The organism is Clostridium sp. KNHs205, assembly GCF_000702945.1.
GTDB lineage: Bacteria > Bacillota > Clostridia > Lachnospirales > Lachnospiraceae > Anaerocolumna.
The window spans coordinates 1,289,586-1,314,437 of record NZ_JNLE01000003.1 but is presented as its reverse complement, the minus strand read 5'-3'; the positions used below and the strand labels follow the sequence as shown (position 1 = coordinate 1,314,437).

General features: G+C 37.4%; 22 protein-coding genes. 6 read left to right on the top strand and 16 right to left on the bottom strand.

Annotation, left to right across the window (positions count from 1 at the left end):
* Window positions 1–53: 53 nt before the first annotated feature.
* Window positions 54–1,610, bottom strand: a complete 1,557-nt coding sequence (locus tag BR73_RS0105745) for a trypsin-like peptidase domain-containing protein (protein ID WP_051684999.1) — start codon at window positions 1,608–1,610, stop codon at window positions 54–56.
* Window positions 1,611–2,571: 961 nt separating this feature from the next.
* Here BR73_RS0105745 and BR73_RS0105740 point away from each other — a divergent pair.
* From BR73_RS0105740 to BR73_RS0105730, 3 genes are all read left to right on the top strand, one after another.
* The gene (locus BR73_RS0105740) at window positions 2,572–3,990 is read left to right on the top strand and encodes an undecaprenyl-phosphate glucose phosphotransferase (RefSeq protein WP_033164748.1); all 1,419 of its coding nucleotides are present in this window, start codon (window positions 2,572–2,574) and stop codon (window positions 3,988–3,990) included.
* A 62-nt stretch (window positions 3,991–4,052) separates the two neighbouring features.
* A complete protein-coding gene (locus BR73_RS0105735) occupies window positions 4,053–5,084 on the top strand; it encodes an LCP family protein (protein ID WP_081848546.1) in 1,032 nt (343 codons plus the stop codon).
* Between the two features lie 253 nt (window positions 5,085–5,337).
* On the top strand, window positions 5,338–5,871 hold the full coding sequence (locus tag BR73_RS0105730; protein ID WP_242860630.1) for a hypothetical protein: 534 nt from the start codon (window positions 5,338–5,340) through the stop codon (window positions 5,869–5,871).
* Between the two features lie 341 nt (window positions 5,872–6,212).
* Here the strand turns inward: BR73_RS0105730 and BR73_RS0105725 are convergent, their stop codons facing one another.
* The 12 genes from BR73_RS0105725 to BR73_RS0105670 form a co-directional block, all read right to left on the bottom strand.
* Window positions 6,213–7,409, bottom strand: a complete 1,197-nt coding sequence (locus tag BR73_RS0105725) for a CDP-glycerol glycerophosphotransferase family protein (protein WP_051684998.1) — start codon at window positions 7,407–7,409, stop codon at window positions 6,213–6,215.
* Between the two features lie 277 nt (window positions 7,410–7,686).
* Window positions 7,687–8,853, bottom strand: coding sequence for a glycosyltransferase family 4 protein (locus BR73_RS0105720; RefSeq protein WP_033164745.1), 1,167 nt, complete (start codon window positions 8,851–8,853; stop codon window positions 7,687–7,689).
* Between the two features lie 8 nt (window positions 8,854–8,861).
* Window positions 8,862–10,082 carry a CDP-glycerol glycerophosphotransferase family protein gene (locus tag BR73_RS0105715; RefSeq protein WP_242860629.1) on the bottom strand — a complete coding sequence of 407 codons (1,221 nt, stop codon included), beginning with the start codon at window positions 10,080–10,082 and terminating at the stop codon, window positions 8,862–8,864.
* Between the two features lie 18 nt (window positions 10,083–10,100).
* A complete protein-coding gene (gene tagD, locus BR73_RS0105710) occupies window positions 10,101–10,499 on the bottom strand; it encodes a glycerol-3-phosphate cytidylyltransferase (protein ID WP_033164744.1) in 399 nt (132 codons plus the stop codon).
* Window positions 10,500–10,789: 290 nt separating this feature from the next.
* Window positions 10,790–12,460, bottom strand: a complete 1,671-nt coding sequence (gene leuA, locus BR73_RS0105705; RefSeq protein WP_033164743.1) for a 2-isopropylmalate synthase — start codon at window positions 12,458–12,460, stop codon at window positions 10,790–10,792.
* 408 nt (window positions 12,461–12,868) lie between these two features.
* Window positions 12,869–13,144, bottom strand: a complete 276-nt coding sequence (locus tag BR73_RS0105700) for an HPr family phosphocarrier protein (RefSeq protein ID WP_033164742.1) — start codon at window positions 13,142–13,144, stop codon at window positions 12,869–12,871.
* A gap of 62 nt (window positions 13,145–13,206) precedes the next feature.
* A complete protein-coding gene (locus BR73_RS0105695; protein ID WP_033164741.1) occupies window positions 13,207–14,427 on the bottom strand; it encodes a CdaR family protein in 1,221 nt (406 codons plus the stop codon).
* Window positions 14,408–15,286 (bottom strand): diadenylate cyclase CdaA, encoded by an 879-nt coding sequence (gene cdaA / locus BR73_RS0105690; protein ID WP_033164740.1) that lies wholly within the window; start codon window positions 15,284–15,286, stop codon window positions 14,408–14,410. Before cdaA ends, BR73_RS0105695 begins: the two co-directional genes overlap by 20 nt.
* A gap of 68 nt (window positions 15,287–15,354) precedes the next feature.
* Window positions 15,355–16,353 carry a hypothetical protein gene (locus BR73_RS0105685; RefSeq protein ID WP_033164739.1) on the bottom strand — a complete coding sequence of 333 codons (999 nt, stop codon included), beginning with the start codon at window positions 16,351–16,353 and terminating at the stop codon, window positions 15,355–15,357.
* 14 nt (window positions 16,354–16,367) lie between these two features.
* Window positions 16,368–16,769, bottom strand: a complete 402-nt coding sequence (locus BR73_RS0105680; protein WP_033164738.1) for a hypothetical protein — start codon at window positions 16,767–16,769, stop codon at window positions 16,368–16,370.
* Between the two features lie 641 nt (window positions 16,770–17,410).
* Window positions 17,411–17,812, bottom strand: coding sequence for a (deoxy)nucleoside triphosphate pyrophosphohydrolase (locus BR73_RS0105675; RefSeq protein WP_033164737.1), 402 nt, complete (start codon window positions 17,810–17,812; stop codon window positions 17,411–17,413).
* Entirely contained in the window at window positions 17,809–18,198 is a 390-nt protein-coding gene (locus BR73_RS0105670; protein ID WP_033164736.1) for a DUF3427 domain-containing protein, read from the bottom strand. Before BR73_RS0105670 ends, BR73_RS0105675 begins: the two co-directional genes overlap by 4 nt.
* Window positions 18,199–18,351: 153 nt before the next feature.
* On the opposite strand from BR73_RS0105670, the gene BR73_RS0105665 reads away from it, so the two are divergent.
* The 3 genes from BR73_RS0105665 (at window position 18,352) to BR73_RS0105655 (ending at window position 20,821) form a co-directional block, all read left to right on the top strand.
* A complete protein-coding gene (locus BR73_RS0105665) occupies window positions 18,352–18,756 on the top strand; it encodes a transposase (protein ID WP_033164735.1) in 405 nt (134 codons plus the stop codon).
* Window positions 18,750–19,112: an IS66 family insertion sequence element accessory protein TnpB gene (tnpB, locus tag BR73_RS0105660; RefSeq protein ID WP_033164734.1), complete on the top strand. Its 363-nt coding sequence runs from the start codon at window positions 18,750–18,752 to the stop codon at window positions 19,110–19,112. The genes BR73_RS0105665 and tnpB overlap by 7 nt, the downstream gene beginning before the upstream one ends.
* 95 nt (window positions 19,113–19,207) lie before the next feature.
* On the top strand, window positions 19,208–20,821 hold the full coding sequence (locus tag BR73_RS0105655; protein ID WP_033164733.1) for an IS66 family transposase: 1,614 nt from the start codon (window positions 19,208–19,210) through the stop codon (window positions 20,819–20,821).
* Between the two features lie 64 nt (window positions 20,822–20,885).
* Here BR73_RS0105655 and BR73_RS0105650 read toward each other — a convergent pair whose 3' ends face one another.
* The 3 genes from BR73_RS0105650 to BR73_RS0105640 all read right to left on the bottom strand — a co-directional run bounded on the left by BR73_RS0105650 (window position 20,886) and on the right by BR73_RS0105640 (window position 24,850).
* A complete protein-coding gene (locus BR73_RS0105650) occupies window positions 20,886–21,920 on the bottom strand; it encodes a DUF3427 domain-containing protein (RefSeq protein ID WP_242860628.1) in 1,035 nt (344 codons plus the stop codon).
* 201 nt (window positions 21,921–22,121) lie between these two features.
* Window positions 22,122–22,880: an HNH endonuclease gene (locus BR73_RS0105645; RefSeq protein WP_033167123.1), complete on the bottom strand. Its 759-nt coding sequence runs from the start codon at window positions 22,878–22,880 to the stop codon at window positions 22,122–22,124.
* A gap of 5 nt (window positions 22,881–22,885) precedes the next feature.
* Window positions 22,886–24,850, bottom strand: coding sequence for a DUF2075 domain-containing protein (locus BR73_RS0105640; RefSeq protein ID WP_033164731.1), 1,965 nt, complete (start codon window positions 24,848–24,850; stop codon window positions 22,886–22,888).
* Between the last annotated feature and the right edge of the window lie 2 nt (window positions 24,851–24,852).

Here is a 24,852-nt window from a genome sequence, read left to right as displayed (position 1 = left end):
ATCAGAATTTTTAACCTTCCTGAAACCATATGCTCTGACTAATAAAGAATACTTTATTGATTGTTGTTTGTTTCAGGATTTCCGGTTAAAGTAACCTCAAAGGTTTTCTCTTCAAATTTACCATTGGTATTTCGTTTCACCGTAATGGATATCTTGGTTCCTACACGGTAGGAATTTACCTTTTCCTTCAGCTGAGTACCTGCAGTTACTTCCGTATCATTCACCTTGGTAATAATATCACCGGCTAAAATACCTGCATTAGCCGCACTGCTGCCATCTAAGGTTGCTTTTACATAAACACCTAACGGCCAGCCGTACATTTGAGATATCTCTTCTGTAACATCCTTAATACTCACACCTAAGTAACCTTTCTCCTTCTCGGTCAGTACTTCTCTGCTCATTAACTCATCAATAATCGGTATGGCTCTGGAAATAGGAATTGCAAAACCCATACCTTCGACTTCACTGGAGGCATATTTAACGGTATTAATACCAATTACATCTCCGTTTAAATTAATCAGGGCACCGCCACTATTACCAGGATTGATAGCAGCATCCGTCTGCAGCAATACCATTTTCTTCTCATCCACCTGGACCTCACGGTCTTTTGCACTGATATAACCTACTGTGGTAGACTGACCATAACCTAAAGCATTACCGATAGCAACCGCCATCTCACCTACCTTCACTGCATCTGAATCACCAAGCTTCGCAATCTGTATGGTCTCCAGGGTGCTGGCTTTAATCTTGCTTAAGTCAATAGTAATAACAGCAAGGTCTGCTGTGGAATCTGTTCCTTTAATAATAGCCTCTGCTTCTGTTCCGTCAATAAATTTAACATTGATCGGGTTTGCTCCTTCAACCACATGGTTGTTCGTAGCAATCAGAAGTTCCTTATCATTCTTTCCAACGATAATTCCTGAGCCGCCGCCTTCACTTTCCTCGTCATACTGCTGACCGAACCAGTCATTATAAGTCTGGGTATAGGTTGTAGTTATCTGTACGATAGAAGGCATGGTCTTATCGATAACATCCGTAACATCGGTTTTCTGCGAAATCTTACCGTCCGTAACAGCAGTTGAGGACAATAAAGGCCCTTCATTGTCCTTGCTTATGGAGAAGCCGCCATTTCCGCCAAAACTCATATAAATAGGTTCAGCATTAGGATTTATCTTATAATAAACCGTGTTAAAGCCTACAAAAGCCAGACCTGCAATTAAACCGAAAGCAACTGCGGATACTGCCAGCTTTCCAGCTTTTTTAAAGAACTTGTTTTCTTTCTTTTCCTTGATGTCCGACTGTACATTATAGGCAGACTGATTATAGTTGTAGGAACTATAGGAATCATAATTTTTGTTTTCCTTAAACTGCTGATAATTCTCATAATTCTGACTGCTGCCGGTACCCGTTATCTGCTCAGCCCAAAAACTGTAGGTACCCTGCGCCGGTTTACTTAACCGATATACACTGTCACTCTCTTCCTTACTCTCATTTAACGGTTCATTTATAGTACTGTCTGCCGAACTCACGTCAGTACCGGTAGTTTCAAGATTATCACCGTTTGTGATTTCTTCATTCTTCTTTTCATTATCAAAGAATTCATCTGACATAGTTGTTCACCTTCCTTATTTATTACTTTCTTTATTAGATGCTTTCTTCCTTCATCTAGCTTATTGATTTACGACATCATTCTATCAGTATTTTGTGTAGAGTCTGTGAAGAATAAAATATAAAATACAAATTTTTTATCAATAAACTGAAAAGATAAATTGTCAAAACAATAACTGGACAAAACCATACTTAATATTCATAACACATATAATTACAACTGCCAAAACCATAACTGAATAATCATAACACACATAATCATAACTGCCAAAACCATAACTGAATTAATCATAACTCACATAATCATAACTGCCAAAACCATAACTGAATTAATCATAACTCACATAATCATAACTGCCAAAACCATAACTGAATAATCATAACTCACATAATCATAACTGCCAAAACCATAACTGAATTAATCATAACTCACATAATCATAACTGCCATAACGATAACTGCTATAATCATACCTCACATAATCATACATCCAAATGATAACATACGATTTCAGGGGAGTTGCACAAAATAGAAAGAACGAATGCGCCTATGGAAAGGTATTAGAAGCCCTTTTCTCTGAATCTTTTGTGCTATAATGTAAAACAGATTGTCTGAGCGTAGCGAGTTATCTGTTTTGCATTATGCCAAGCACAAAATATTCAGAGAAATTAGGGCTTCTTATACCTTGTAATCGAAGCATGAGTTCTTTCTATTTTGTGCAATTCCCCGTCCCCTCGTTAATAACCCACCCTTTTTCCTCCAATTATATTTAAATGTATCTGCACTTTTCCAATACATTGATTTCACAACCCCTCCCTAAATGAATCTTAAGAATTTCAGTTAAATATTAAGAAAATTTTGTATTGTGGAAATTCTTTCAATCATGTATTATAATAATGTCATTTAAGGACAAAATTAAATTAAAGAAACCAAGAAAAATGCCGTTGGGCAATGGAGTTTTGAATGATAAAAGACAATGAAAAGACTTTAAACCGAATAAATGTTGTAGCTGATGGCATTATCCTGATTTTGGCATATATACTTACCTATTACCTTCGTTTTTTTACTCCGTTACGGTATCTTGTACATTTTGACCCCAATGCGGGTTACTACGATATTTTTATATATATTAGAATATTATATCTGTTAGTACCGGGGTATTTAGTCGTTTATTATATTTGCGGGTTGTACAGTGCAAGTCCTATTCAAAGCAAAAGACTTACCATGTGGAATATCTTCAAGGCAAATATATTAGGTACATTATACTTTACCTTCCTTTTATATGCAACCAATGAAAGCCATTATTCCCGTTATCTGATATTTATCTTTTTTGTAGTTAATATACTATTGGATCTGATCTACCGTTTGATTGTCAGCTGCATTCAAAGTGCTGCGAGAAAGAAAGGTTACAACCAGAAAAAGGTACTATTGGTCGGTTACAGCAGAGCGGCTCAATCCTACATCGACAGGCTCCTTGCCAATCCTCATTGGGGATATGCCATATATGGTATTCTGGACGACAATGTAGGCAGTGATACAAACTATAAAGGCATAAAAGTTATTGGCTCCATTGAAGATCTGTCAGAATTACTCCAAATGAATAAACTGGATGAGATCGGTATTACTCTTAGTATCGATGAGTATTCGAAGCTGTCAAGAATCGTTAATTTATGCGAGAAGTCGGGAGTACATACCAAATTCATTCCGGATTACCAGGACCTTTTACCCACCATCCCTTATACGGAGGACTTAGACGGACTGCCGGTTATCAATATCCGAAATGTACCTCTTACCAATTTTGTAAACCGAATCATGAAAAGGGCCGTGGATATCTTTGGTGGTATTTTTGCATTACTGCTTTTTTCAATTCCAATGATTATTGTAGCCCTTATAATCAAAGCTACTTCCAGCGGACCAATTATCTTTACCCAGGTTCGTATAGGAAAGCACAATAAGGAATTCAAGATGTATAAATTCCGCTCCATGGAGCTTCAGCACGAATCCAAGGAAAAGAAAGCCTGGACAACCTTTAATGATCCAAGGGTAACAAAGATCGGCAAGTTTATCCGAAAAACCAGCATCGATGAATTACCGCAGTTATTCAATGTACTGAAAGGTGAAATGAGCCTTGTGGGACCCAGGCCAGAACGTCCCTTTTTTGTAGAGAAGTTCAAGGAAGAAATTCCAAGATACATGATAAAGCATCAGGTACAGCCTGGTATAACCGGCTGGGCTCAGATAAATGGTTTCCGCGGAGACACCTCGATTCGTAAGCGAATAGACTGCGACTTGTATTATATAGAGAACTGGACACTTGGACTGGACTTTAAGATATTATTTCTGACCATCTTCCATGGTTTTGTAAACAAAAATGCTTATTAAGGGGTCGTGACTGAAAGCTAATCAGGTTTTCACTTGCACTCCGGAAAAGAAAGGTAAATGTTATGGCTGTAAAAAAGAAAAGAAAGCGCTTTAAGACGAAAGTTGTTATTATATTTGATTTGATACTGCTGCTTCTGGTTGTCAGTGTAGGTTACTATTTCTGGAAGGCTTCCAAAATGCAGGTAGATAAATCCGGAGATTCCTCCATCGTTACCAACAATCCGGATAATGAAGATATGGAAGGATACCGTAATATAGCCGTGTTCGGCGTGGACTCCAGAGACAATTCCGTAAAACAGGGTACCCATTCAGATACCATCGTAATCGTAAGTATAAACAATAAGACCAAAGATGTTAAACTGGCTTCCATTTTCCGTGATACCTATTCCAAGATACCGGATGAAGATAATGCTTTCAATAAGATTAATGCCGCATATTTCCGCGGTGGTTATCCATTGGCGCTTAATACCATCAATACCAACTTTGATCTGGATGTAAAGGAATATGTAACGGTTAACTTCAAGGCAGTAACTGAGGTAATCGACCTGCTGGGAGGTATCTCTCTTGATATAACAAAAGAAGAATTAAAGTATGTAAATGGATACACCAAGGAACTGAACAAAATTAACGGTACCAATGTGGGCAAGCTAAAATCAGCCGGAACACAGGTAGTAAACGGTACTCATGCTACAGCCTATGCAAGAATCCGCTATACCAAAGGTGATGACTTTAAGAGAGCTGAAAGACAGCGAATAGTAATCCAGAAGATATTCGAGAAAGCAAAAACCGCAGATCTTATAACCATAAATTCCATCTTGGACAAGATATTACCAATGATCCAAACCAATCTGGACTCCACAAAGCTGTTACTGCTTGCCAAGGATATCATGTCCTATGATATTGTAGATGAAACCGGCTTCCCTTTTGATAAAAGAGCATTTACCTATCACAAAGTATCCTATGTATTTCCGGTAGATTTAGTTGCAAATGTAACACAACTTCATCAGTTCCTCTTTGAAACAACAGATTATGCTCCTTCTGATAAAGTGAAGGAGATCAGTGCAGAATTAAAGCAAATTACTGATAACAATTGATGAAATAAATCTATTAATCTCTGATAATTATTTTCACAAAAATCAGGACCACCAGCTTAGCTGGTGGTCCTTAGACTATAGACAAATCCAATTAATAAAAAAATAATCTAAATAATTGTGCAAAAATAATCAATACTATATTTTTATCCTTGCTTATGGTATTCTTTAATAAATCTGAATTTGCAGGAGCGGTAGATATATTATAATTAAGTGCGTTTGGGAGCATAATGGTGACGATTCACTGCTATATTCTGTGGATTATGTTGGGGCATTTACAAGAGGTTCGAACAGAGATATTGCAATAAAGAAAATGCAAGAAGAAATAAAAAGAAAACCGTTGTCAGTAGAAGAATATTTGAATCTAAAAGAATTCGTATTGAAGTCTGCCATGGACTTCTATTCACTATACTTATCTATTCCTGACAAAAACACTAACTGTTTGCAATTTAGAACTACATTTTATGGAAATGTACCAAGAACAGCACAGGAGATGTATGAACATACAAAGAATGTCAACGCCTACTATTTTGGAGAGATTGGTATTGACGTAAATAATGAAGGTACAATATACGAATGTCGCAATAGAGGATTTGAACTTTTGGAACAGACTACCGAATTTTTAAGTAATCCTATTGTTGTAGGAAGTTATGATGAATTAAGGTCTGTACGAAAGATGTTAAGACGTTTTCTATGGCATGATAGAATCCATGCAAAAGCAATGTATAGAATGGCGATTCGAACTTTTAGTAAAAATGATGTTAATAATACTTTTGGATTTCTAGGATAAATTCATTTTGAAAGTACAAATTCCAATTCAATGGTGTAGATTTACGAAAGGCATGCCATCCCAATATACAGGAAATTAGTACAAAATAGAAAAGGCGCATACGCCTATGGAAAGGTATTAGAAGTCCTTTTCTCTGAAAATTTTGTGCTATAAGGTAAAACAGATTGTTTGAGCGAAGCGAGTTATCTGTTTTACCTTATGTCAAGCACAAAATATTCAGAGAATTAGGACTTCTTATACCTTGCAATCGAAGTATGCGTCTTTCTATTTTACACTAATTTCCGTCCCATTGCCAAAGACTTCCCTTAACCCCATACATACTAACCCTTTATCAATCAATTTCACTTTTGTGCACCCACCACTTCTATTATTTTATCAGCAACAGTTTTAGACGCCAATCCGTCTTCATAAAGCACCAGCCCCTTAAAAAACCCATTGACCCTATTCTCATAATGAGTACCATTAAATTCTAAGATACTGCTTTCCAGCTGCCCCATATTTTCTGCTTTGTCATAAGGAAGTGAAGCATAGTCAAAATAAAATCCCCTGCCATCATCGTATTCTTTCATATCGGATGCATATAAAAATACCGGTTTACCGGTAAAGGAAAATTCAAACATGATGTTGGAATAATCCGTAATAAGGACATCACTTTCAGACATCAGCTCGTAGATATCCCGGTAATAGGATGCATTAATAACCCCTTTGCCATACTTAAGAGCATTGCTTTGAGCCGCTACAAGCGGATGAAGCCTGACAGCTATAGTCCAACTGCCGCCAAATTTCTCTGTAAGTACAGAAATCAACCTGTCATATTCAAGAGAATAGGCTGCCACATTATCTTTTCCTTCTCTGTAGGTTGGTGCATAAAGAGCTATCTTTGTCTCTTTGCCTATACCAAGCTCTTTTCTTAAACGATTCCCGATACCCTTTCTGGGATTAATAAGAATATCATTTCTGGGACTTCCGCATTCTAAGATTGGCCCCTTATACCAGAAGCTTCTGCGGTACATTTTCGTGCAGAAATCACTGTTGGAGATATAAAGGTCTGTCATGGCCGAATCCCTTTTCGCATTCTTTATATAAGCTTTTCCAAGGTGATCTGCATAGTCTTTTTCTATTTTCTTCAGTGCAATTCCACCGTGCCAGGTCTGAATGTAGTATTGCCTTCTTCGCTTCTTTATATAGCTTTCCTTACGGTTATTATCAAGCCATACTCTGGCTGTTGCAAGGCTTAAGATTGCTTTGATACTATTGCTCTTATACACGGTGACGCCCTTTGGTGCGCCGGCAGTCTCCGGATGATTGGTGATAAAAATCAGGTCCAGTTCTTTTCTGTGCCTTGCTGCCAGCTCTTCCGTCACATATTTTGCATTGTCACCGAAACCCCAGACATTACATATAACAACTTTATTTTTCTGTATGGGCAATAAACGAAACAGTCCGAAAAGGGCTGTTATAGACAGATATCTGACCTTCTTATATACTTTTATTCCCCATTCCGGTGATAACTTTTTTAACTGTTCACGCAAAGCCATGGCTTTAACCTCTCATTTTAAATTGATAAGCTGATTATAAAAGCTCAAACCTTATCAGGCATAAAAATGCTATAGGGTAACATTTTTATGCCTGATTACTAATTGAGCGTGTATGAAAAACCATGGTGTGTCGTTCTGACCGCACCACTTTGGAATATACTTACGTTTCATTCTGGAAAGGCAGCACCAATACACCCCCAAAAGACTGTTTACGGTCTCACGCAAGCTGCCTTCCTCTAAGTGGAAATCCATACAGGCACAAGATTTTTCAAACACCCTACAGCCTATTAAGTATTTCCTCAAATTGCTTCGCTGTTTTTGACCAGCTTAAAGTACTTAAGCAAGAAAGCGCCTTCTTATCCCTTTCCTTTAAAAGGGAAGGATTTTTAATGGATTCCTTAAGCTTAATATATAAATCCTCTGGGTCCAGAGATGTAAGTAAAGCACTTCCCTCCGGGAAAAAGTAAGGAAAGGTTCCGTCTTCGAATTCAATAAGGGGTAGTCCTGTTGCAAGCATCTCATAAGGTACCAGGGATACATTACTCATGGAAGCGACCATACCAAAGTCTGCTCTGCGGTACAGGGAGAGCAATTCTTTCTTGGTAAGCATACCAAGGTTCTCGCCGCCTTCGGTTCGAAAGCTTTTATCTTCTCCATAATAAAGAAGTGTTAGTTTAATACCATCCGACAGGAACTTCTCCTTCACCTGTTTTAACATATGCTGGGTGATGTTTGGAAGCCTTTTACCATAGTATTTTAAGTAAACCGCAACCACGATTTCTTTCTTCTTACTGTAGCTGTCATAGTCTCTTTTATAATGTGGATATTCAGCGCTTTCATAAGGGAATTCCACAGAATCAACAGGGGATACGGGCTGACAGTTCTTCTCTATCATCTCTTTATTCCAGGCGCCAAGGCTTACCATATGGAGCCCCTGCTCATAGGTTTTCTTTGCCATTAAGAACAGTTCACCAAAGGAAAAGAAATATGGTTCATAGTCCTGGATAAAGTACATCTTATAACCGGGTATTTTCTTTGCAAAAGCAACGGTATCCCAGGAAGTTGCTACTACTATATCTGACTTAATACCCTCTAACTGCTTATTGGTATACATTCTTCCAAGATATCCGGTAAGATTGCTTGCGGCAATCTCTTCCATGTCAGACTTAGTCTGAGGCTTGTACACCACATACCCCACCTCATGGCCAAGCTTTGCAAGCTCCGTCCCCAAACGCAGCATAGAAGTCTGTCCGCCGCTGTACTTAGCCATTCTCTCTACCACAAATAAGATCCGTTTGGTCTTTTCCGGTTTGTTATTACTGATAACTGATACATCATAGTTAGATATTCTGTAATTTACAAGTCTTTTTTCAGTTTTAGCCTGGACACTGTGCAGGATACCTTTAACCTTAATCTTTAAGATGCTTTTCCACTTGTTAACCATAGGAAGTTCTACCTTTCTCCCCTAATTATTTTCTCAATTACCTCCACAACTTTAGCGGAAGCTTTTCCGTCATCAGCGTGGTTATATTTGCTATAGAAATTGTTGTACTTGTCTTGGTACCTACTGCTGTCATAATTTTTGATGGCTGCTGTGAGTTCCTCTGTAGTTCCTACAATCGGTCCGGGTGCCTCTTCCAGGAAATCAAAATAAAAGCCCCTTAAATTATTCTTATACTCTTCCAGATCATAAGTATAGAAAAACATAGGCCTTTTTAACAGTGAATAATCAAACATTACAGAGGAATAGTCTGTTATCAGAATGTCTGCTACCAGATACAGGGTCGATATATCTTCGCACATGTTGAATTCATATACAAAACCGCCGTATGTAGACCAGTCGATATTATCCTTTACAAGGTAATGATATTTCACCACACATACATACTCGTCTCCGAATTCTGCTTTCATCATGGCAAAATCCATAGGTGTATTAAACTTATAGGCCCCTTTGGTATAATACTCATTATCCCGCCAGGTTGGGGCATATAGGATAATCTTCTTATTCACCGGAAGACCCAGCTGCTTTTTTAATTTACTGATATAATCATTATTATTACCGTAAAAAAGGACATCATTTCTCGGATATCCTATTTCCAGCATGTTTTTATCAAAGGCAAAGGCTCTTCTGAAGATTTCGGTAGAATAATGATTCTGGGATAACAGATAATCCCAGGTCCTTGTATTGATAAAGAAGCTTCTCTTGTATTTATCTATATTAGTTTCGCCGGCCATATTAACAGAATCCATGTCAAGGGCTAATTTCTTAAGGGGCGTACCATGCCAGGTCTGGATATACTGAACCCCTTTTCTCTTTTTCAGATAATTAGGCATTCTGGAGTCGGTCACCCACACCCCTGCAATACCCATTATAAGAAAATAACGTGTTCTTGTCCGCTTCAGCTTGATGGCACTGCCTGGTATTTCCGTAGCAATGTTATCCAAAAAGAAATAGCAGCGGTACTTTTTATCCAGCCCCTGTTTCACCATTTCCTCATAAATTGCCTTCGGATTACCGGTATAGTTTCGTCCCATGTTACTTTCAAATATAATAATGTTCTTATTTATAGGAAGAATTGAACTTTCAATACGGTATAAAAGCATAACGGCTTTCTTTCCAAACCGCTTGATCATTTTCTTGCATTTATTCTTAAGTCGTTTAAGTTGGGGCATATATTTACTCCGATATCCTTATTTTTTTACCCCTAAATTCAGGTCATTTTTTATCTTAGTCGTAGATATTCCATCTGTTCTCGGAAGGTAAACAACTTCACAGTAGTCTTTTAAGAAGTCAAACTGTCCTTCCCAATCATCTCCCATGACAAATACATCTACCTGGTTGTCCACCACATCCTGAATCTTCTGTTCCCAGGTGAATTCCGGTATTACTTCATCCACATAAGTTATTGCTTCCAGGATAATCTTCCTGTCCTCATAGCAATGGTAAGCAGTTTTATGCTTAATTGTGTTAAACTCATCTGAGGATAAAACAACGATTAAATAATCTCCAAGCTCTTTTGCTCTTCTCAACAAATTAATATGGCCTACATGGATTAAATCGTAGGTTCCGTAAGTAATGACCTTTCTCATTTTAACCTCTATTCTTGCGCACGCTCTTTGTGCATACCAAGTTTGTGGTGCGCAAGCACAAACTTGCGGTTGAAAAATTTATTTTTCAACCTAACTCCTATCTATGCACCCTTTCGTGCATATTCCTGTACTTTCTTTCAAGGCTTTAAAATCCCTGGTTTGTTTTTCTTCTTATTATCTTCAAGAAACGGAGGACACATACAAGCAGATATTCTGATTGCGCTGTATCCTCCATTTATTAGCATAACATATCTAATTATATCTTGTCATTAAATATTATTGAAAATTTCTTATGATTTCTTTAATCTGTTAAGGCCACTAAAGATTGCTCTGATAGATGCTCTGGTTATATTGGAGCTGATGCCTACTCCGAATATTGTTTTTCCGGTATCCATGCTGAGTAAATGGATATAAGCAGCAGCCTGGGCACCGGAGCCTTCTCCTAATGCGTGCTCTGAATAATCCAATATCTTAATGTGTATACCAAGCTCCTTCTGAAGCCCTCTAAGTACCGCATCAATAGGTCCGTTACCAGTCGCTTCAAAGGTTTTCTCAATACCCTCCTCTGTGTAGGTAACTTTGGCAAGGGTATCAAAGGGATCACTGGTTTCTGTCAGGTCTTCAAAGCGGCTTCTTCTAAAATGAAGCGGTTCCTTCTGCTCCAGATAACTCTTCTTAAATTCCTGCATAATCTGATCCGGTGCTACTTCACCCTGCTTCTCAGAGATATGCTGTATGTTATCCGCAAATTCCTTATGCATTCCTTTGGGAAGTTTAAAGCCATAATAGGTCTCCATAATAAAGGCTACGCCACCTTTACCGGACTGACTGTTAATACGGACAATGGGCTCGTATTTTCTTCCGATGTCTGCCGGATCCACAGGCAGATAGGGTACTTCCCAAATTTCCTTATGTTTAACCTGCATGGCATGCACGCCTTTATTAATGGCATCCTGATGTGATCCGGAAAAAGCAGTAAATACAAGCTTACCGCCATAAGGATGACGTACATGTACAGGAATCTTACATAATCTTTCATACACTTCTATAATTTCATTGATATCATCCAGCTCTAATTCCGGATTAATACCTTGTGAGAACATGTTATAGGCAATTGTAAGCACATCTACATTACCGGTTCGTTCACCGTTACCAAATAAGGTTCCTTCAACACGGTCTGCACCTGCAAGAAGTGCCAGCTCACTGGCAGCTACACCGCAGCCTCTGTCGTTATGAGGATGTACGCTTAATATAATGGAATCTCTGTTTTTAAAATGGGTATGCATCCATTCTATCTGGTCTGCATAGACATTCGGTGTAGTCATTTCTACCGTGTTGGGCAAATTAATAATGATTTTATTATCCGGTGATGGTTCCCAGATATCCTGAACAGCAGTGCAAATATCCAATGCAAAATCAAGCTCTGTTCCACTAAAGCTCTCCGGTGAATACTCAAGTATAATCTTTCCTGGAAAAGTCCTTGTATATTCTTTCACGAGTCTGGTTCCATTTACTGCAATCTCTTTAATTGCTTCTCTGTCCATACCAAATACAACATCCCGCTGAAGAGTGGAGGTTGAATTGTATATATGAACAATGGCTGTCTTAATACCTTCCAGGGCTTCAAAGGTCTTCTGTATCAAGTGATCTCTGCACTGTACCAAAACCTGAATTGTAACATCATCAGGAATCAGCTTGCGGTCCACTAACTGTCTTAAGAAGTCATATTCAATCTGTGAAGCAGAAGGAAATCCAACTTCTATTTCCTTAAAACCTAATTTTACAAGAAGCTGAAAGAATTCAATCTTTTCTTCTACAACCATAGGCTCAATTAAGGCCTGGTTACCGTCTCTTAAATCTACACTGCACCATATGGGTGCTTTTGTTATCTGCTTATTTGGCCAGGTTCTTTCTTTAAAATCCACTACCGGTGCGCTCTGATATCTTCTAAAATTCAACATGATCCGTCCTCCTATAATTTCCCGTGATATAATGATTGTTTATCAGTTTATATCATGCTACGGAGTCGATAGATCACACTGTATTTCTTTACGATAAATAACTTGGCACTGTCTACTCTAGTCCCATCCTTATCATTCCTTTGCTCATAATGTTGCTGGTAATTTTGCATACCTCTGCCCAGTTAATCAAAAAATTCAGCGTATTTGTGTTACCAGATACACAAAATGCATCTTTTTTCAGTTTTCTTTTTATAAGAATACTATTCTGATAGATTTCCTGTATCATTATACTATCCCAAAAGAACTGCTATAACTGAATAGAAGTTATTGTTAAAGATTATAGCATTGTGACTGGAATATTACAAGGTTTATTTTTAATCAAGAGCTACGAATATTTATGCGGCAAGTTTATTCCTCCAATACATCTCCCAAGCCATCCTCTACCGCCTTGGAAAGAACAGCAAGTGCCTTTTCCTCATCTTCGCCTTCACAGGTAATTTCAATCTCATCTCCCGTTTTGATACAAGCTCCCAAAACACTCAGTACACTTTTTCCATTTACATTTGTATTTTCCATTGAAATGCTTATCTTTGACCGAAACTCTATCGCCAGTTTACAAAACATACCGACGGGTCTTAAGTGTAATCCGTTAGGATTTTTGATTGTCAATTTCCTGCTTACCATCCTTAACCCTCCTTAAAAGCTGATATGTACAGAGAACAGCAGCATTTATTCTAACTGCTTTATTATGTACCGGAACCGCTGACGGATACCATCACACTAAGAGGATCCAGTGTGACTCCGTCCGGTAAATCAAGTCCGACATTAAAAAAATCCGTTCCGACTTTGGCTCCTTTTAAGTCTATATATGGCTTTAAGTTATACTTATTAAGCATATTCAGATAGTCATTGCTGCCATAGAGAATAACATGCATATTGGAGGCTGCTGTCTTTGCTTCCATGCCACTGGGTATATTCCTCAGCTCTATCTCACTGCTGTCATAGCTTAAATCCTTGCTATCCATTCTTTCTATCTTAACCTTGATCGCAGCTGTCTGGTTATCATCGATCAGGATTACATCGTTCTTGATAAAATCTGTAATATTAACCTGATCTTCAAAATCTTCTCTCTTGTTGGTTATATTGTATTCCCCATTAATAATTGGAACCTTGTCAAGTTCGTCCTTTTCTCCTGCAATTACTACCTGCTTGGGTTCGTATTCTATATCCACATACTTGTACCCCGGATATGGCTCACCAGTTACTTCAATATATAACCCAACCGTCTTCGTTTGAAGCAGATTTACTGTGACTTCCACTTCTTCTACACTTAAATTCAATTTATCAGAATCCATTAAGGTACCGTTATTATCATAAACTTTCGGTACGGCAGTATCAGTAAAGGATTGCCTTTTACCGGCAACATCAACCTCTACTACAACTTCTTTTATTTTGCTGACTACGGTTTCAGCACCGCTGACCTGTATCATATTAGGACTTGCTAACTTTTCCTTTACATAATAGCCAGAGGCTACTTCTCCGTTTGCCACAACATTAATTCGAAATTGCTCTGTCTGCAAATTCTCAAGGCTGACTTTCATTGTTGAAATATTTTGAGTTTTCTCTACGATATCTCTTTCGTGCCCCGGAACGGTCACTTTAATTTCCGCAGCATTTACCACGGACAGCTCAGACAGGTCCGCTACTGCTTTAATATCCGATTTGCTTAATGACTCCAACACAGATCTTTTCGCTCTGATGGTAACATTGACGGTATTTCCGGATACCACCTCATATACCTTGTCTTTTTGAGCCAGTGCATTTTCATTTATTACTGTAACTTCTATATCATTAAAGGGTCTTTCTTTCACAGGGTCTGCTATATTTAAAATAATAAGCCAAGTCAATATAGCCATAAACAGGGACAGCAGTTTAAGTCCAAGATTTCTAGTCAGCTTCTCTTTCATTCTTAGACCTCCCCTTCCATAATTTAATTTTCTTTGTATCCGCTACTTTATTCTGAAGGGTGAGTATTTTATTTTTCAGATAATCTCCATCCACATTACGGATTAAAGTTCCACCCATAGCAATGGATACCTTACCGGTTTCTTCTGATACTATAATTGTAAGGCAATCGGTAATTTCACTTACACCGATACCGGCTCTGTGTCTCGTACCAAGTTCCTTGCTCAGATGCATATTATCGGATAAAGGCAGATAACAGGTAGCTGCAGCAACTCTGTTGCCTTTTATAATAACAGCTCCATCATGAAGCGGTGTATTATGCTCAAAGATATTGATAAGCAGCTGGCTGCTTACCAGGGAATCAATTGCAATTCCTGTATTTTCAAATTCCATAAGGGATAATTCTTTCTCTATTACAATCAAAGCACCTGTTTTGGCTTTTGCCAGTTCAAAGGTTGCCTTAACAATATCTGCAACAGTTTTCTCAGAGAATCTGTCCCCTTTGTCCTTGGAGTCATTAAAATTAAACAGGGGAGTCACAAGATGATTCTGCCCCAATTGCTCCAGTGCTTTTCTGAATTCCGGCTGGAATACAATGATAACTGCAATAATACCTACATTCAGACTCTTATAGAACAGCCAGAGTATAACGCTTAAGTCCAGTACAGACGCAAAAAGCCAGAGAATAAGCAGCACAATAAGTCCCTTTACCAGAATCCATGCTCTAGTCTGTTTTACCCACACAATAACATTGTAGATAACAAAAGCCAGAATAAGGATTTCAATAATATCGGTCAGACCGATATCCGGCAAAGAATACCAGCTTATATATTCTTTAAAAAAACTTATAATTGTCTGCATTAAAACTCACCCGCTTTACTTTTTACTGATGTTATAGAACTTACGTTAACCTCGTGTATAAATAACTTCTACTCTTCGTCCTCGAATTCATCCTCCTCAAGCATTACATCCTCTTTCAGATGTTTACCGGGTATCTGGGTTTTCTGAGTATTAAATCTCTTTACATTGACCTGAGGCGTTGTAACATTTATCTTAGGTACTGCCTTAACATAGTAATAATAATCGTCGTCTTCAAACTGCACATGTTCCACTGCTGAGTAATCCAAGGATAGGTGAAAGAACTGTATGACTCCCGTTATAATACCGGATATCAGAGTCCCTACAATCATAGTTCCTATTTCGTCCGTGGTATTAAATTTCAGGCTGGATATGAGGAAACCTAAAATAATAGCGAAGCAACCTGCAACAACAGCAATTTCATGCGAATAGTCAAACTTCATCTTCCACACAACCCAGGTAATCAGGATTGCCAGTGAGAAAACAATCATTGAAGTAAACAGCTGTTTATTATCTTTTAATCCATCGACTACATAAGAATAAACAGTCATGGTATCTTCCAGGCTGACGGTCACCTGTATGGAAGCCGCTTCCTGTATTATACGCAACAGAAAATATATTATAACTCCAAGGCAGGTTGGTATTATTGCTACCGGTGTTGCAAAAACACCTAACAATAAGGGAACCACATAAGGTATTTTTAGATAGAACAATATGGGAACTGCAAGTACCACCACACCAAGCTTAGGTGTAAACCTTAAGAAGAGGCAGTACATCACAATAAATATTATTAGTATAATAGCCGACAATATGATTGAAACTGCGTAAATATGCAAAAAAGCTACCACACCTGCAAAAAAGAGCAGTACTGCTGAAGGGGTGAATGCACATAACAGCGATAAAGCAAGAAGTATCGGCATCTGCTTTATGCGGTCATCATACCCTATGGTATTATTCAGGGTCAGAAAGATAACCAGTGCAATAATAAACTTAAATACGGGCTTCATATAAATATCATGTTTCTGGTATAAGCTTTGGAGTCTCGCCCTCAAGACTAACAATGTCATCATTTTTTTGCCTCCCCCTAATCTTTGGTACTGTCGTCCTGATAATGCTTATTCAGCTTCTTTAACAGTTTGAAGTACTTAGACAGGTTCTTTCTGGAATAATCATACTTAATGGAGTAACCGATCAAGGCGCCGGTTATATAAACAGCCATTATAATAATATAAAAGCCAAGCAGGTACTGCCCCATACGGACGATGTTCAGGGTAACGATCTTACTAATGAGAAATTCAGCATGGTACAAACCAATCAAACACAGAATTAACAAATACCCAATTGTTATACTAACAGCTGTCTTAATAACCTGGTATCTGATATAGTCTGTTTTATAGTATTTGCTGATTTTAATATCCTCCTTGCATTTTCCCTGTTCAAAAGCAGCCAGTTTTGTCATAATCTTTATCTTTTTATTATCTAACATCTGAATCCTCGCTTTCGCTTACCCTATGGAAATCCTCCCACCGGGTAAAATCCCGCTGTCCTGCCATGAAACTCTTACTTTACGAAAGTGTGGACAACTGAATAGTTATGGTTATTATAACATAACAACCCGATGTTTTCGAGCCTTATTTTTCAAGTTTTCAGGTTTTTCCTGTATTTTATACCTATTTTCATGAGATTTTTATTGATCTTTGTACGGAGCGATAAGATATTATAGAAGGAAAGTACTGAATAGTACATTATTCTGAGGAGAAGTAAATGCTTTCAAATAAAAAAAGCAGTTAAACATTAATAACAGTTTAACCACTTTTATGATGATTTTCACAGACCTTATTTTATATTGGAATTCCAACAGTAACTTTGAATATAAGATTGTCATAGTAAAAATCAATATATCCTATTTTGTCAAAGTAAATTTTGTATACCTATAAATGTCTAAAAGCCACTTTCTAAATTTCTTAGAAAGTGGCTGAATGGCCTAAAGATTTATACAATTTCTGTTTAACTCTCAAAACATTGCCGACCTTTTCCGATAGAACCCGAATTGTTGTGGTTAATTTGTGTCCGGTAAGTAGGGTGCTTATTTAAATAATGATGTCCATCTGAAAGTATTCCGCAGCCCTAAATATCTCTTCTAATGCGTTCAATAAGAGTTATATCTGCCGGTAACCATTCCACCGAATTCAATTCCTCTTTCCTCAACCACTTTGCATCTTTATGTTCGTTCAGGACAATATCACCCGAAATAATCTCTCCCCAGAAACAATCCATAGAGAGGTGAAATGTTGGATAATCATATTCGATCGTATCAATCAAATCCCCTACTGAAATGTCTGCTTCAAGTTCTTCATTTATTTCTCTTTGCAATGCTTCCTGTGGTGTTTCCCCTTCTTCGATTTTACCACCAGGAAATTCCCATCCGCCTTGATACTCTCCATAACCACGTTGGGTTGCAAAAATGACTGGTTCTCCTATTTCATTCACAGATCTAATCACTGCAGCTACTACTCGAACTATTTTCATCCTACTTTTACTTCCTCTTTCTTAATCTTACTCTGTAAGTAACGTAATAAATCTTCTCTGACTGCATTGTGCATTTTCATCTGAAATTTAGTTATATCACGTTCTTTCCCATTATTGTCTTTCTTACGTGCCGGCTCAACTTCTGTAACCTCAAACTGCCCCATATAATAGAAACATGTTTCCGCATCACTTTTCTTCACAAAAAGATGTTTTCTTTGTGCTGTTGTAACATCCTTCACATAGGAACTATTAATTCCTCTTCCTATCTGAGAATCCCATCGAAAGATCATATTATCCTCAAAGGCATCTGCATAATCTGGCTTACCATCTACATAATTCTTATCTTCACTTTCTTCTTTATGATAAGTTACAAAGTAAGCGCACAATAATCAGACGGATTGTTTACGCTTACTTTTTTTGTGATAATATAATAATTCAAAAACACAAGCATTTCACTATGAGTTCTTTTCGGCTTGATACGAAATAGTAAATCTCAAGTCGAAGTGCAAGCACTTTACTATGTATGGAGGTTGAATTCTATGTATCGCAAATATTCAATTCAAGAACGCTTTGAAATTATTTCAAAAGCCAGAAAAAGTGGTTTGACTGATTGCCAATGGTGTAAGGCTAACAACATTGCACCTGGTACTTTTTATGGTTGGGTCAGCCAAGTACGCAAGGCTGGTGGTATTGTAATTCCAGAATCAGTTGCAAATATATCTCATGCACCCAAACAGGATGTTGTTGCGCTTGAAATCGTTAATGATGAGTCTAATTCAGTTTTTCCTCGTCCAATGATCCCAGCAAGCATATCTTATAAAACTGATGAACTGGTTCCAACAATGGAAATCAGTGTATCAGGCATGACTCTGCGAATCAGTAATGATGTTAATCCTACTCTTCTGAACAGTCTCGTTAAAACCATTGGAGAATCATTATGTTAGGAGACATTACAGGAGTGAATTCCATCTACATAGTCTGTGGCTACACAGATATGAGGAAGTCCATTGACGGACTTATAAGTATTGTTGATGACAAGCTACATCTTAATGCTTCTGGCAATGACTTGTTTCTCTTTTGCGGGCGACGAAATGACAGAATAAAGGCACTTATCCATGAATCTGACGGATTCGTTCTCCTGTATAAAAAGTTAACAGGCGAAGGACGATATCGGTGGCCACGGAATGCTGATGAGGTAAAATCTGTTACATGGAAACAATTCCAGTGGCTTATGGATGGCCTTGAAATGGAACAACCCAAAGCGATAAAACCTGAAAAAGTACTACCCAAAACGTTCTGATTTTCTTTTGCATACAGCTGATAATTCCTTGTATTTACTGGATTTGTTGGCTGTTTTGTGTTATACTTATAGTATCAAAGTAAGGAGATTCTTTCATGACAAAAGATACTATGGAAATGCTTATTTGTGAGCTAAAAGATTCAAATAAATATCTTCGTGATGATAATCATTCACTTCGTATTCAGCTAGAAAGGAATACAGAGGAACTTTCTGCCATAAGACGTCTGCTAGCTAATGCTAATGAAGAACTCTCTTATTTTAGAAAGATGCTCTTTGGTACTTCTAGTGAGAAAAAACATATCCCAGATATAGACGGACAATTAAATATGTTTGCATGTCTTGGCTTGAATGCTCCTTCTCCATTTGATACTATAGAATCAGATGAGATTATAATACAAGAGCACATCCGCAAGGCTAAGACAAAACTTAAGGATAAGCTTGACCATCTGCCACATAAAGAAGAAATACACGTCATTAATGAAGCTGATCGTTTCTGTGATGTCTGTGGAACAGAACTTGAGATTATAGGCAAGGAGTTCATTCGCCAAGAAGTTATTTTTCATAAACCTGAACTTGTTGTTGTAAAACACTTCGCCAATAAATATGCCTGTCCTAACTGCAAAGTGAACGGAATTGAAACCAGAGTAATCAAGGCACCTGTTCCGACTGGATTAATGAAGCATACATTTGCATCACCTTCTATAGTAGCTGAAGTCATTTATCAGAAGATGGCAAACTGTGTACCTACTTATCGTCAGGAAAAGGACTGGCAGCAATACGGCTTGGAGTTATCCAGAGCTACTATGGCCAACTGGATAATCAATTGCACCAAGCTTTATTTCACCTCTATATACGATCTGTGCCATAAGCTACTTCTCCAAAGAAGTTTTGCAATGGCAGATGAAACAAGACTTCAGGTTCTTAATGAGAAGGAACGACGGGCCCAAACAGATTCCTATATGTGGCTCTTTCGGAGTGGTGAAGATGATAAGCCACCAATAATCCTTTATAAGTACCATGAAACCAGGGCGGGAGGACATGCAGAGGATTTCATGAATGGATTCACTGGTTATATAATGACCGATGGCTATCAAGGATATAACAAGTTGCATGATATGAAGCGTTGCTGCTGTTATGCTCATCTTAGAAGATACTTTATAGATGCCATTCCTGCAGATTATAAGAATGACATGAACAATCCTGCTGTACAGGGGCGTGAGTACTGTGATAAGCTTTTTAGCTATGAGCGCAGATTCAAGCAACAAGGATATACCCCTGATCAGAAGAAAGAAATGCGTCTTAAGAAGGAGAAACCAATACTTGAGGCTTTTTTGTCATGGGCAGATATGCAGTTGCCACGAAAAGGTTCTCGCCTAGCCAAAGCTATAACTTATTTACAAAACCGCCGAGATTACATGATGACATATCTTTTAGATGGTCATTGTAGTTTAAGCAACAATCTATCCGAACAAGAGATGAAGGCCTTTGTTATTGGCAGAAAAAACTGGTTATTTAGTAATTCCACTGACGGAGCCGATGCATTAGCTATCTGTTACAGTCTATGCGAAATGGCCAAAGCGAATGGCATAAACATATATAAATATCTTGAATTTCTTCTCAACGTAAGACCATCTGGAAATATGTCAAATGAAGAACTTGAAAACTACCTACCGTGGAGTGAACAAGTGAAACATATATGTGCTATATAATTATAAATTAGCCTGACCAGCCCAAATGGCTGGTTTTTTGCTTTAGTAAAAAATTATTTTGCGCTTACGTTACAAAAATAAATGCATCATCATCTATACGCTTCATTCCATACATAGTAGATGATAGATCCTTTCCACAGTTCATCAAAAGGCTCACATCGCGCCTAGAGTATTTTTCATATAGTACAAATGGAGAATTCTTCGCCTGATCTACAGAATATTTTTCTTTATATCTTCTAAGCCCTACTTCTACGATATCATTTACTTGTTTATAAAATTCCTTGTGTCTCAAACGATCAGCAAAACCTTTAAGTCTCTTAAGCAAGCTATCTTCATCATAACATATAATATCAATATGACTGTACTTTTTAAGCTCGTCTTCGTTGCTCACAAATTTACCCTGAAGTACTTCGATCGCATTTTCAAAGGAATGCATTTCAATTTCATAGCCATAAGACGTTCGAAACTCTTGTTTTATTTGATCCAGATTAATCTCATCATTATCTAATAAATATTTTAATATTTCAAGCTCATAAGGCCTTGATCCACTGAGAATTGTCTTTGACAAGTACTCCAGAGTAATCACTTCCTGCTCTGTTACTTTTCCTAAATATAGCTCCTTCTCAACCGACTCCAAAAAGCTTTGATACGACTTATATTCCCTTATAATTAGTAGTGGATCAATCTCTCCATTTTCATAAAAATCAAGTAGATAAGGTACTCTGCCTATTTTATTTTTCAAAGAAATATAACTTTCTTTGATGATGGATTTCATACCCTTAATCTTATCAATGGAAGAAAAAATCTTATCCTTTGCAATCTCATCAAAATGAACCGTCGAAGATCCAGGAATTGTACTGTTACCACTAATCACATATTTACGAATGGTATCTGGATTATAAGAACGATCACCGGATAAGGCAATTGGTATCATAAAGTTATTGTTATAGTTTCCAATAAAATCAAGAATAACAACATATTCTTTCTCTTCGGCTTTTCTAAGTCCCCTTCCAAGTTGCTGAATAAATACGATTGGCGACTGCGTAGGACGAAGCATAATTACCTGATTCACTTCTACAATATCTACACCTTCAATCAAAACGCAATCTTTAATACAACCATATATGTAGGTAAAGCCCAGAAACAGCGTGAAATAGAGCTATTTCTGGGTTCTTTCCTGTATGCATGCCCGCTCTGGTACCAACCAATTGTGACATAATTTGCATTGTATTTCATTTTAGTTACTGCAAAGCGACACCTCTGCTTCTAATAATTAAAAAGTATGGCAAAATTAAAAGGTTTAGTAATAGCTTAACAGTTGCTCAAAAGATATTGTTATACCGATTTCCTCTAATAGCTCTTTTCTTTGTTGATATAAATCATGCAACACATCTTTATACGCCGAACCATAATGCAACAGATTATGACAGTTACTACAGAGTGACACAATATTCTGCTCTCGATCTAAATCAATTCCAGGAAAATCACGGTAGGCGGATAATGGAATCAAATGATGTGGCTCTGTATAATTATTGGGACTATTTCTTCGTTTAAAAACAAAATGTGAATTATCTACTTCGCATAAATACTGTGCTCGTCTCAAAGCATTCTTAGACTCATATTGTTTTCGAGGATATATGTATTGTGTTCTCTCTGCAATTAAGGGAGCTTCTCTTAGCGTAATATCATATTGAATCTCTTTGTTGAAGTGTTCGATAAATCGTCGTTCCTCTACGCTCTCTTTCTGAAACCCTTCACTAATAGTTTCTTTATCCAATATATCTTTAGCTTTTTCTATTGCTTTCGGATCTACTCGTTTACTTTTAATAATGATACGTAAGGCTTCCTTCTCCTGTCCTAACTCAAATATATGTCTTGCTCTTGGAATTCGAAAGTTTTGACTATCTGACTTCGAACCTGGATTCCGTGAATAAATCTTCTTTGCCAATTCATCACTCGGAATAGAAAAATCTTTGAAGTCATAATAAAAATTCACAAATACAGCTTTACCAACTGCAGCTAGCGTTTTATTTAGATCTTCATACTTTGTGTCCTTCAAAAATATCACCCCTTAACTTCTTCTATTCCCGTATCTTTTAAATATCTATACGTTCTGTTGTAGTAATCAGGATTTCTTGATGGATCTTCATCTGAACCTTCAGGAATATAAATAATTAATCCTTGTCTTGCTCTGGTCAGCAAAACACGGTATGCGTTTTTAAGATATCGCTGTCTTTGTTCTTGGTTAACATGGTTCCATTTAGTTCCTCTAAATTTGTAATAGTCAAATCCATTTGTCGTGTATCTTAAATCAGAATCCCATGCTAATACCGCATAATCGACCTCTAAACCTTGAACTTTGAATTCAGATGCAGCCACTTCTAAATAATATGATGAGTCAACATTATCCTTTCCATTCAAAAACCAACCCACATGATTGATATCTGACGGAACCCATATACCTTCAGCTCGCAACCTTTTTCCTTCTGAGCTTGCTAAAAGTCCATACCTTTCAGTTCCACGCGCTTGATCTTTCACCCATTTTTTTGCGATTTCAAAATCGCGCGTCAGAAAAATCGGATATGATTGTTTAAGCTCAAAATAAATATTTTTTGCCTCTTCTGACTTTTCATCTAACAACAGTTTCACAAAAAGAGCTAATTTTTCACTTCTAAAAGAGCGTAGTGAAACCCCTAAATGCAAATCAGAAATGCATTGATATTCCCTACCATGTAATAACGTCGAAATATCTGATTCGCCAACGTATTCTGTATCTGTGATCTTATCTGAAAGGTAGACTTTCCAGTCTTGATAATTCTCCGACAGAGTGTCAAACCAATCCTGAATTCCTGCCTCTCCGTTGTATATTTCTTGTCCACCACCAACAAGGCAAACAATAACAGCCCAATCCTTATGTCGGTCCATAATACTTATCAAAAATTCAGGTTCTGACTGATTAAATTCAGGTATTCCTTTTTTTCGCTTCATAAAATCAGCAAGCGACTCTTTATTCCATGCTCTTTGAGCTTCATCAAAAATTGCCACACTCTCTACTGGAGCCAGGTCTGTAGTTAAAGCCTCATCTCTAAATTTATGAATAATTTGAATAAAGGCTTTTGTTTCTCGCAGAGCATTTTTCTTTGTTATTCCTTCTCTCTCCGCCCGGTCTATTGCTAGCGCGTTTTGCAAAACGTCAACAAGCGGGCCATTTCCCGAAAGGAAAACTGCATGTTCATCTTCATTAAAATGATGACGTTCATTTGCAATATTTAGGCCGGCTAGTGTTTTCCCAGCACCTGGAACGCCTGTAACAAAGCATATTGCTTTTTCATTATTATTTTTGCACTGATCGATTATCTTAGAAATAGCTTCTGTAGTTATCGTCAGATTCTTTGCACCCGCATCATTTCTAGAGATGACTTCTACTTCATGTTTTCTATATAGTGCCTGTGCAGCTTCAATAATAGTAGGTGTAGGTGCATATCTTGAATCTATCCAAGCTTGTGTATCTAAAAGGCTGTCCTTAATTTGTGAGATAATCTCTCGTATAGTTCTTCCAATGTTTTTCTCATTACACAAAACAGTATTATAAATATTGTCCGCCATACAGTAATACTCGTTCTGTTGCTCAGAAGCTTTAGTCGAAACATTAATCGGGACAATGTATCTACTTCTACTTTGCTCATGAAAATACTTTAAATCTAATGCATAATCCATTACCTGATCCGAAGTAGCTTTCTTGTATTCTTTATCTCCAACCTTAAACTCTAGAAGAATTATAATTCCTTCTATTACACAGACCACATCAACCCTATGTCCCATTCTTGGAATGGTATATTCAAAAATAATATCGCCGTGCATAAATTCGGATAATTGTTTCTTCAGAATCTGAATCTCCGATCTCCATGCCATCTTTTGAAGATCGGATGTTTCAAACTCGTCATTAATCAATAATTGGCCGAGAACAGAGTCTTCTTTCTCTGATATAAAATTATAAATGGAATCAAAATAGTACTCTCTTCGGCTCATAC

Bases quoted from the DNA above. Each gene is read 5' to 3' on its own strand.
- leuA (WP_033164743.1), bottom strand. From the start codon at position 12,460: ATGTTGAATTTTAGAAGATATCAGAGCGCACCGGTAGTGGATTTTAAA.
- BR73_RS0105665 (WP_033164735.1), top strand. From the start codon at position 18,352: ATGTATCGCAAATATTCAATTCAAGAACGCTTTGAAATTATTTCAAAA.
- BR73_RS0105715 (WP_242860629.1), bottom strand. From the start codon at position 10,082: ATGCCCCAACTTAAACGACTTAAGAATAAATGCAAGAAAATGATCAAG.
- BR73_RS0105685 (WP_033164739.1), bottom strand. From the start codon at position 16,353: ATGATGACATTGTTAGTCTTGAGGGCGAGACTCCAAAGCTTATACCAG.
- BR73_RS0105735 (WP_081848546.1), top strand. From the start codon at position 4,053: ATGGCTGTAAAAAAGAAAAGAAAGCGCTTTAAGACGAAAGTTGTTATT.
- tagD (WP_033164744.1), bottom strand. From the start codon at position 10,499: ATGAGAAAGGTCATTACTTACGGAACCTACGATTTAATCCATGTAGGC.
- BR73_RS0105655 (WP_033164733.1), top strand. From the start codon at position 19,208: ATGACAAAAGATACTATGGAAATGCTTATTTGTGAGCTAAAAGATTCA.
- cdaA (WP_033164740.1), bottom strand. From the start codon at position 15,286: ATGCAGACAATTATAAGTTTTTTTAAAGAATATATAAGCTGGTATTCT.
- BR73_RS0105700 (WP_033164742.1), bottom strand. From the start codon at position 13,144: ATGGTAAGCAGGAAATTGACAATCAAAAATCCTAACGGATTACACTTA.
- BR73_RS0105695 (WP_033164741.1), bottom strand. From the start codon at position 14,427: ATGAAAGAGAAGCTGACTAGAAATCTTGGACTTAAACTGCTGTCCCTG.
- BR73_RS0105720 (WP_033164745.1), bottom strand. From the start codon at position 8,853: ATGGTTAACAAGTGGAAAAGCATCTTAAAGATTAAGGTTAAAGGTATC.
- BR73_RS0105675 (WP_033164737.1), bottom strand. From the start codon at position 17,812: ATGAAAATAGTTCGAGTAGTAGCTGCAGTGATTAGATCTGTGAATGAA.
- tnpB (WP_033164734.1), top strand. From the start codon at position 18,750: ATGTTAGGAGACATTACAGGAGTGAATTCCATCTACATAGTCTGTGGC.
- BR73_RS0105640 (WP_033164731.1), bottom strand. From the start codon at position 24,850: ATGAGCCGAAGAGAGTACTATTTTGATTCCATTTATAATTTTATATCA.
- BR73_RS0105740 (WP_033164748.1), top strand. From the start codon at position 2,572: ATGATAAAAGACAATGAAAAGACTTTAAACCGAATAAATGTTGTAGCT.
- BR73_RS0105745 (WP_051684999.1), bottom strand. From the start codon at position 1,610: ATGTCAGATGAATTCTTTGATAATGAAAAGAAGAATGAAGAAATCACA.
- BR73_RS0105725 (WP_051684998.1), bottom strand. From the start codon at position 7,409: ATGGCTTTGCGTGAACAGTTAAAAAAGTTATCACCGGAATGGGGAATA.
- BR73_RS0105680 (WP_033164738.1), bottom strand. From the start codon at position 16,769: ATGTTAGATAATAAAAAGATAAAGATTATGACAAAACTGGCTGCTTTT.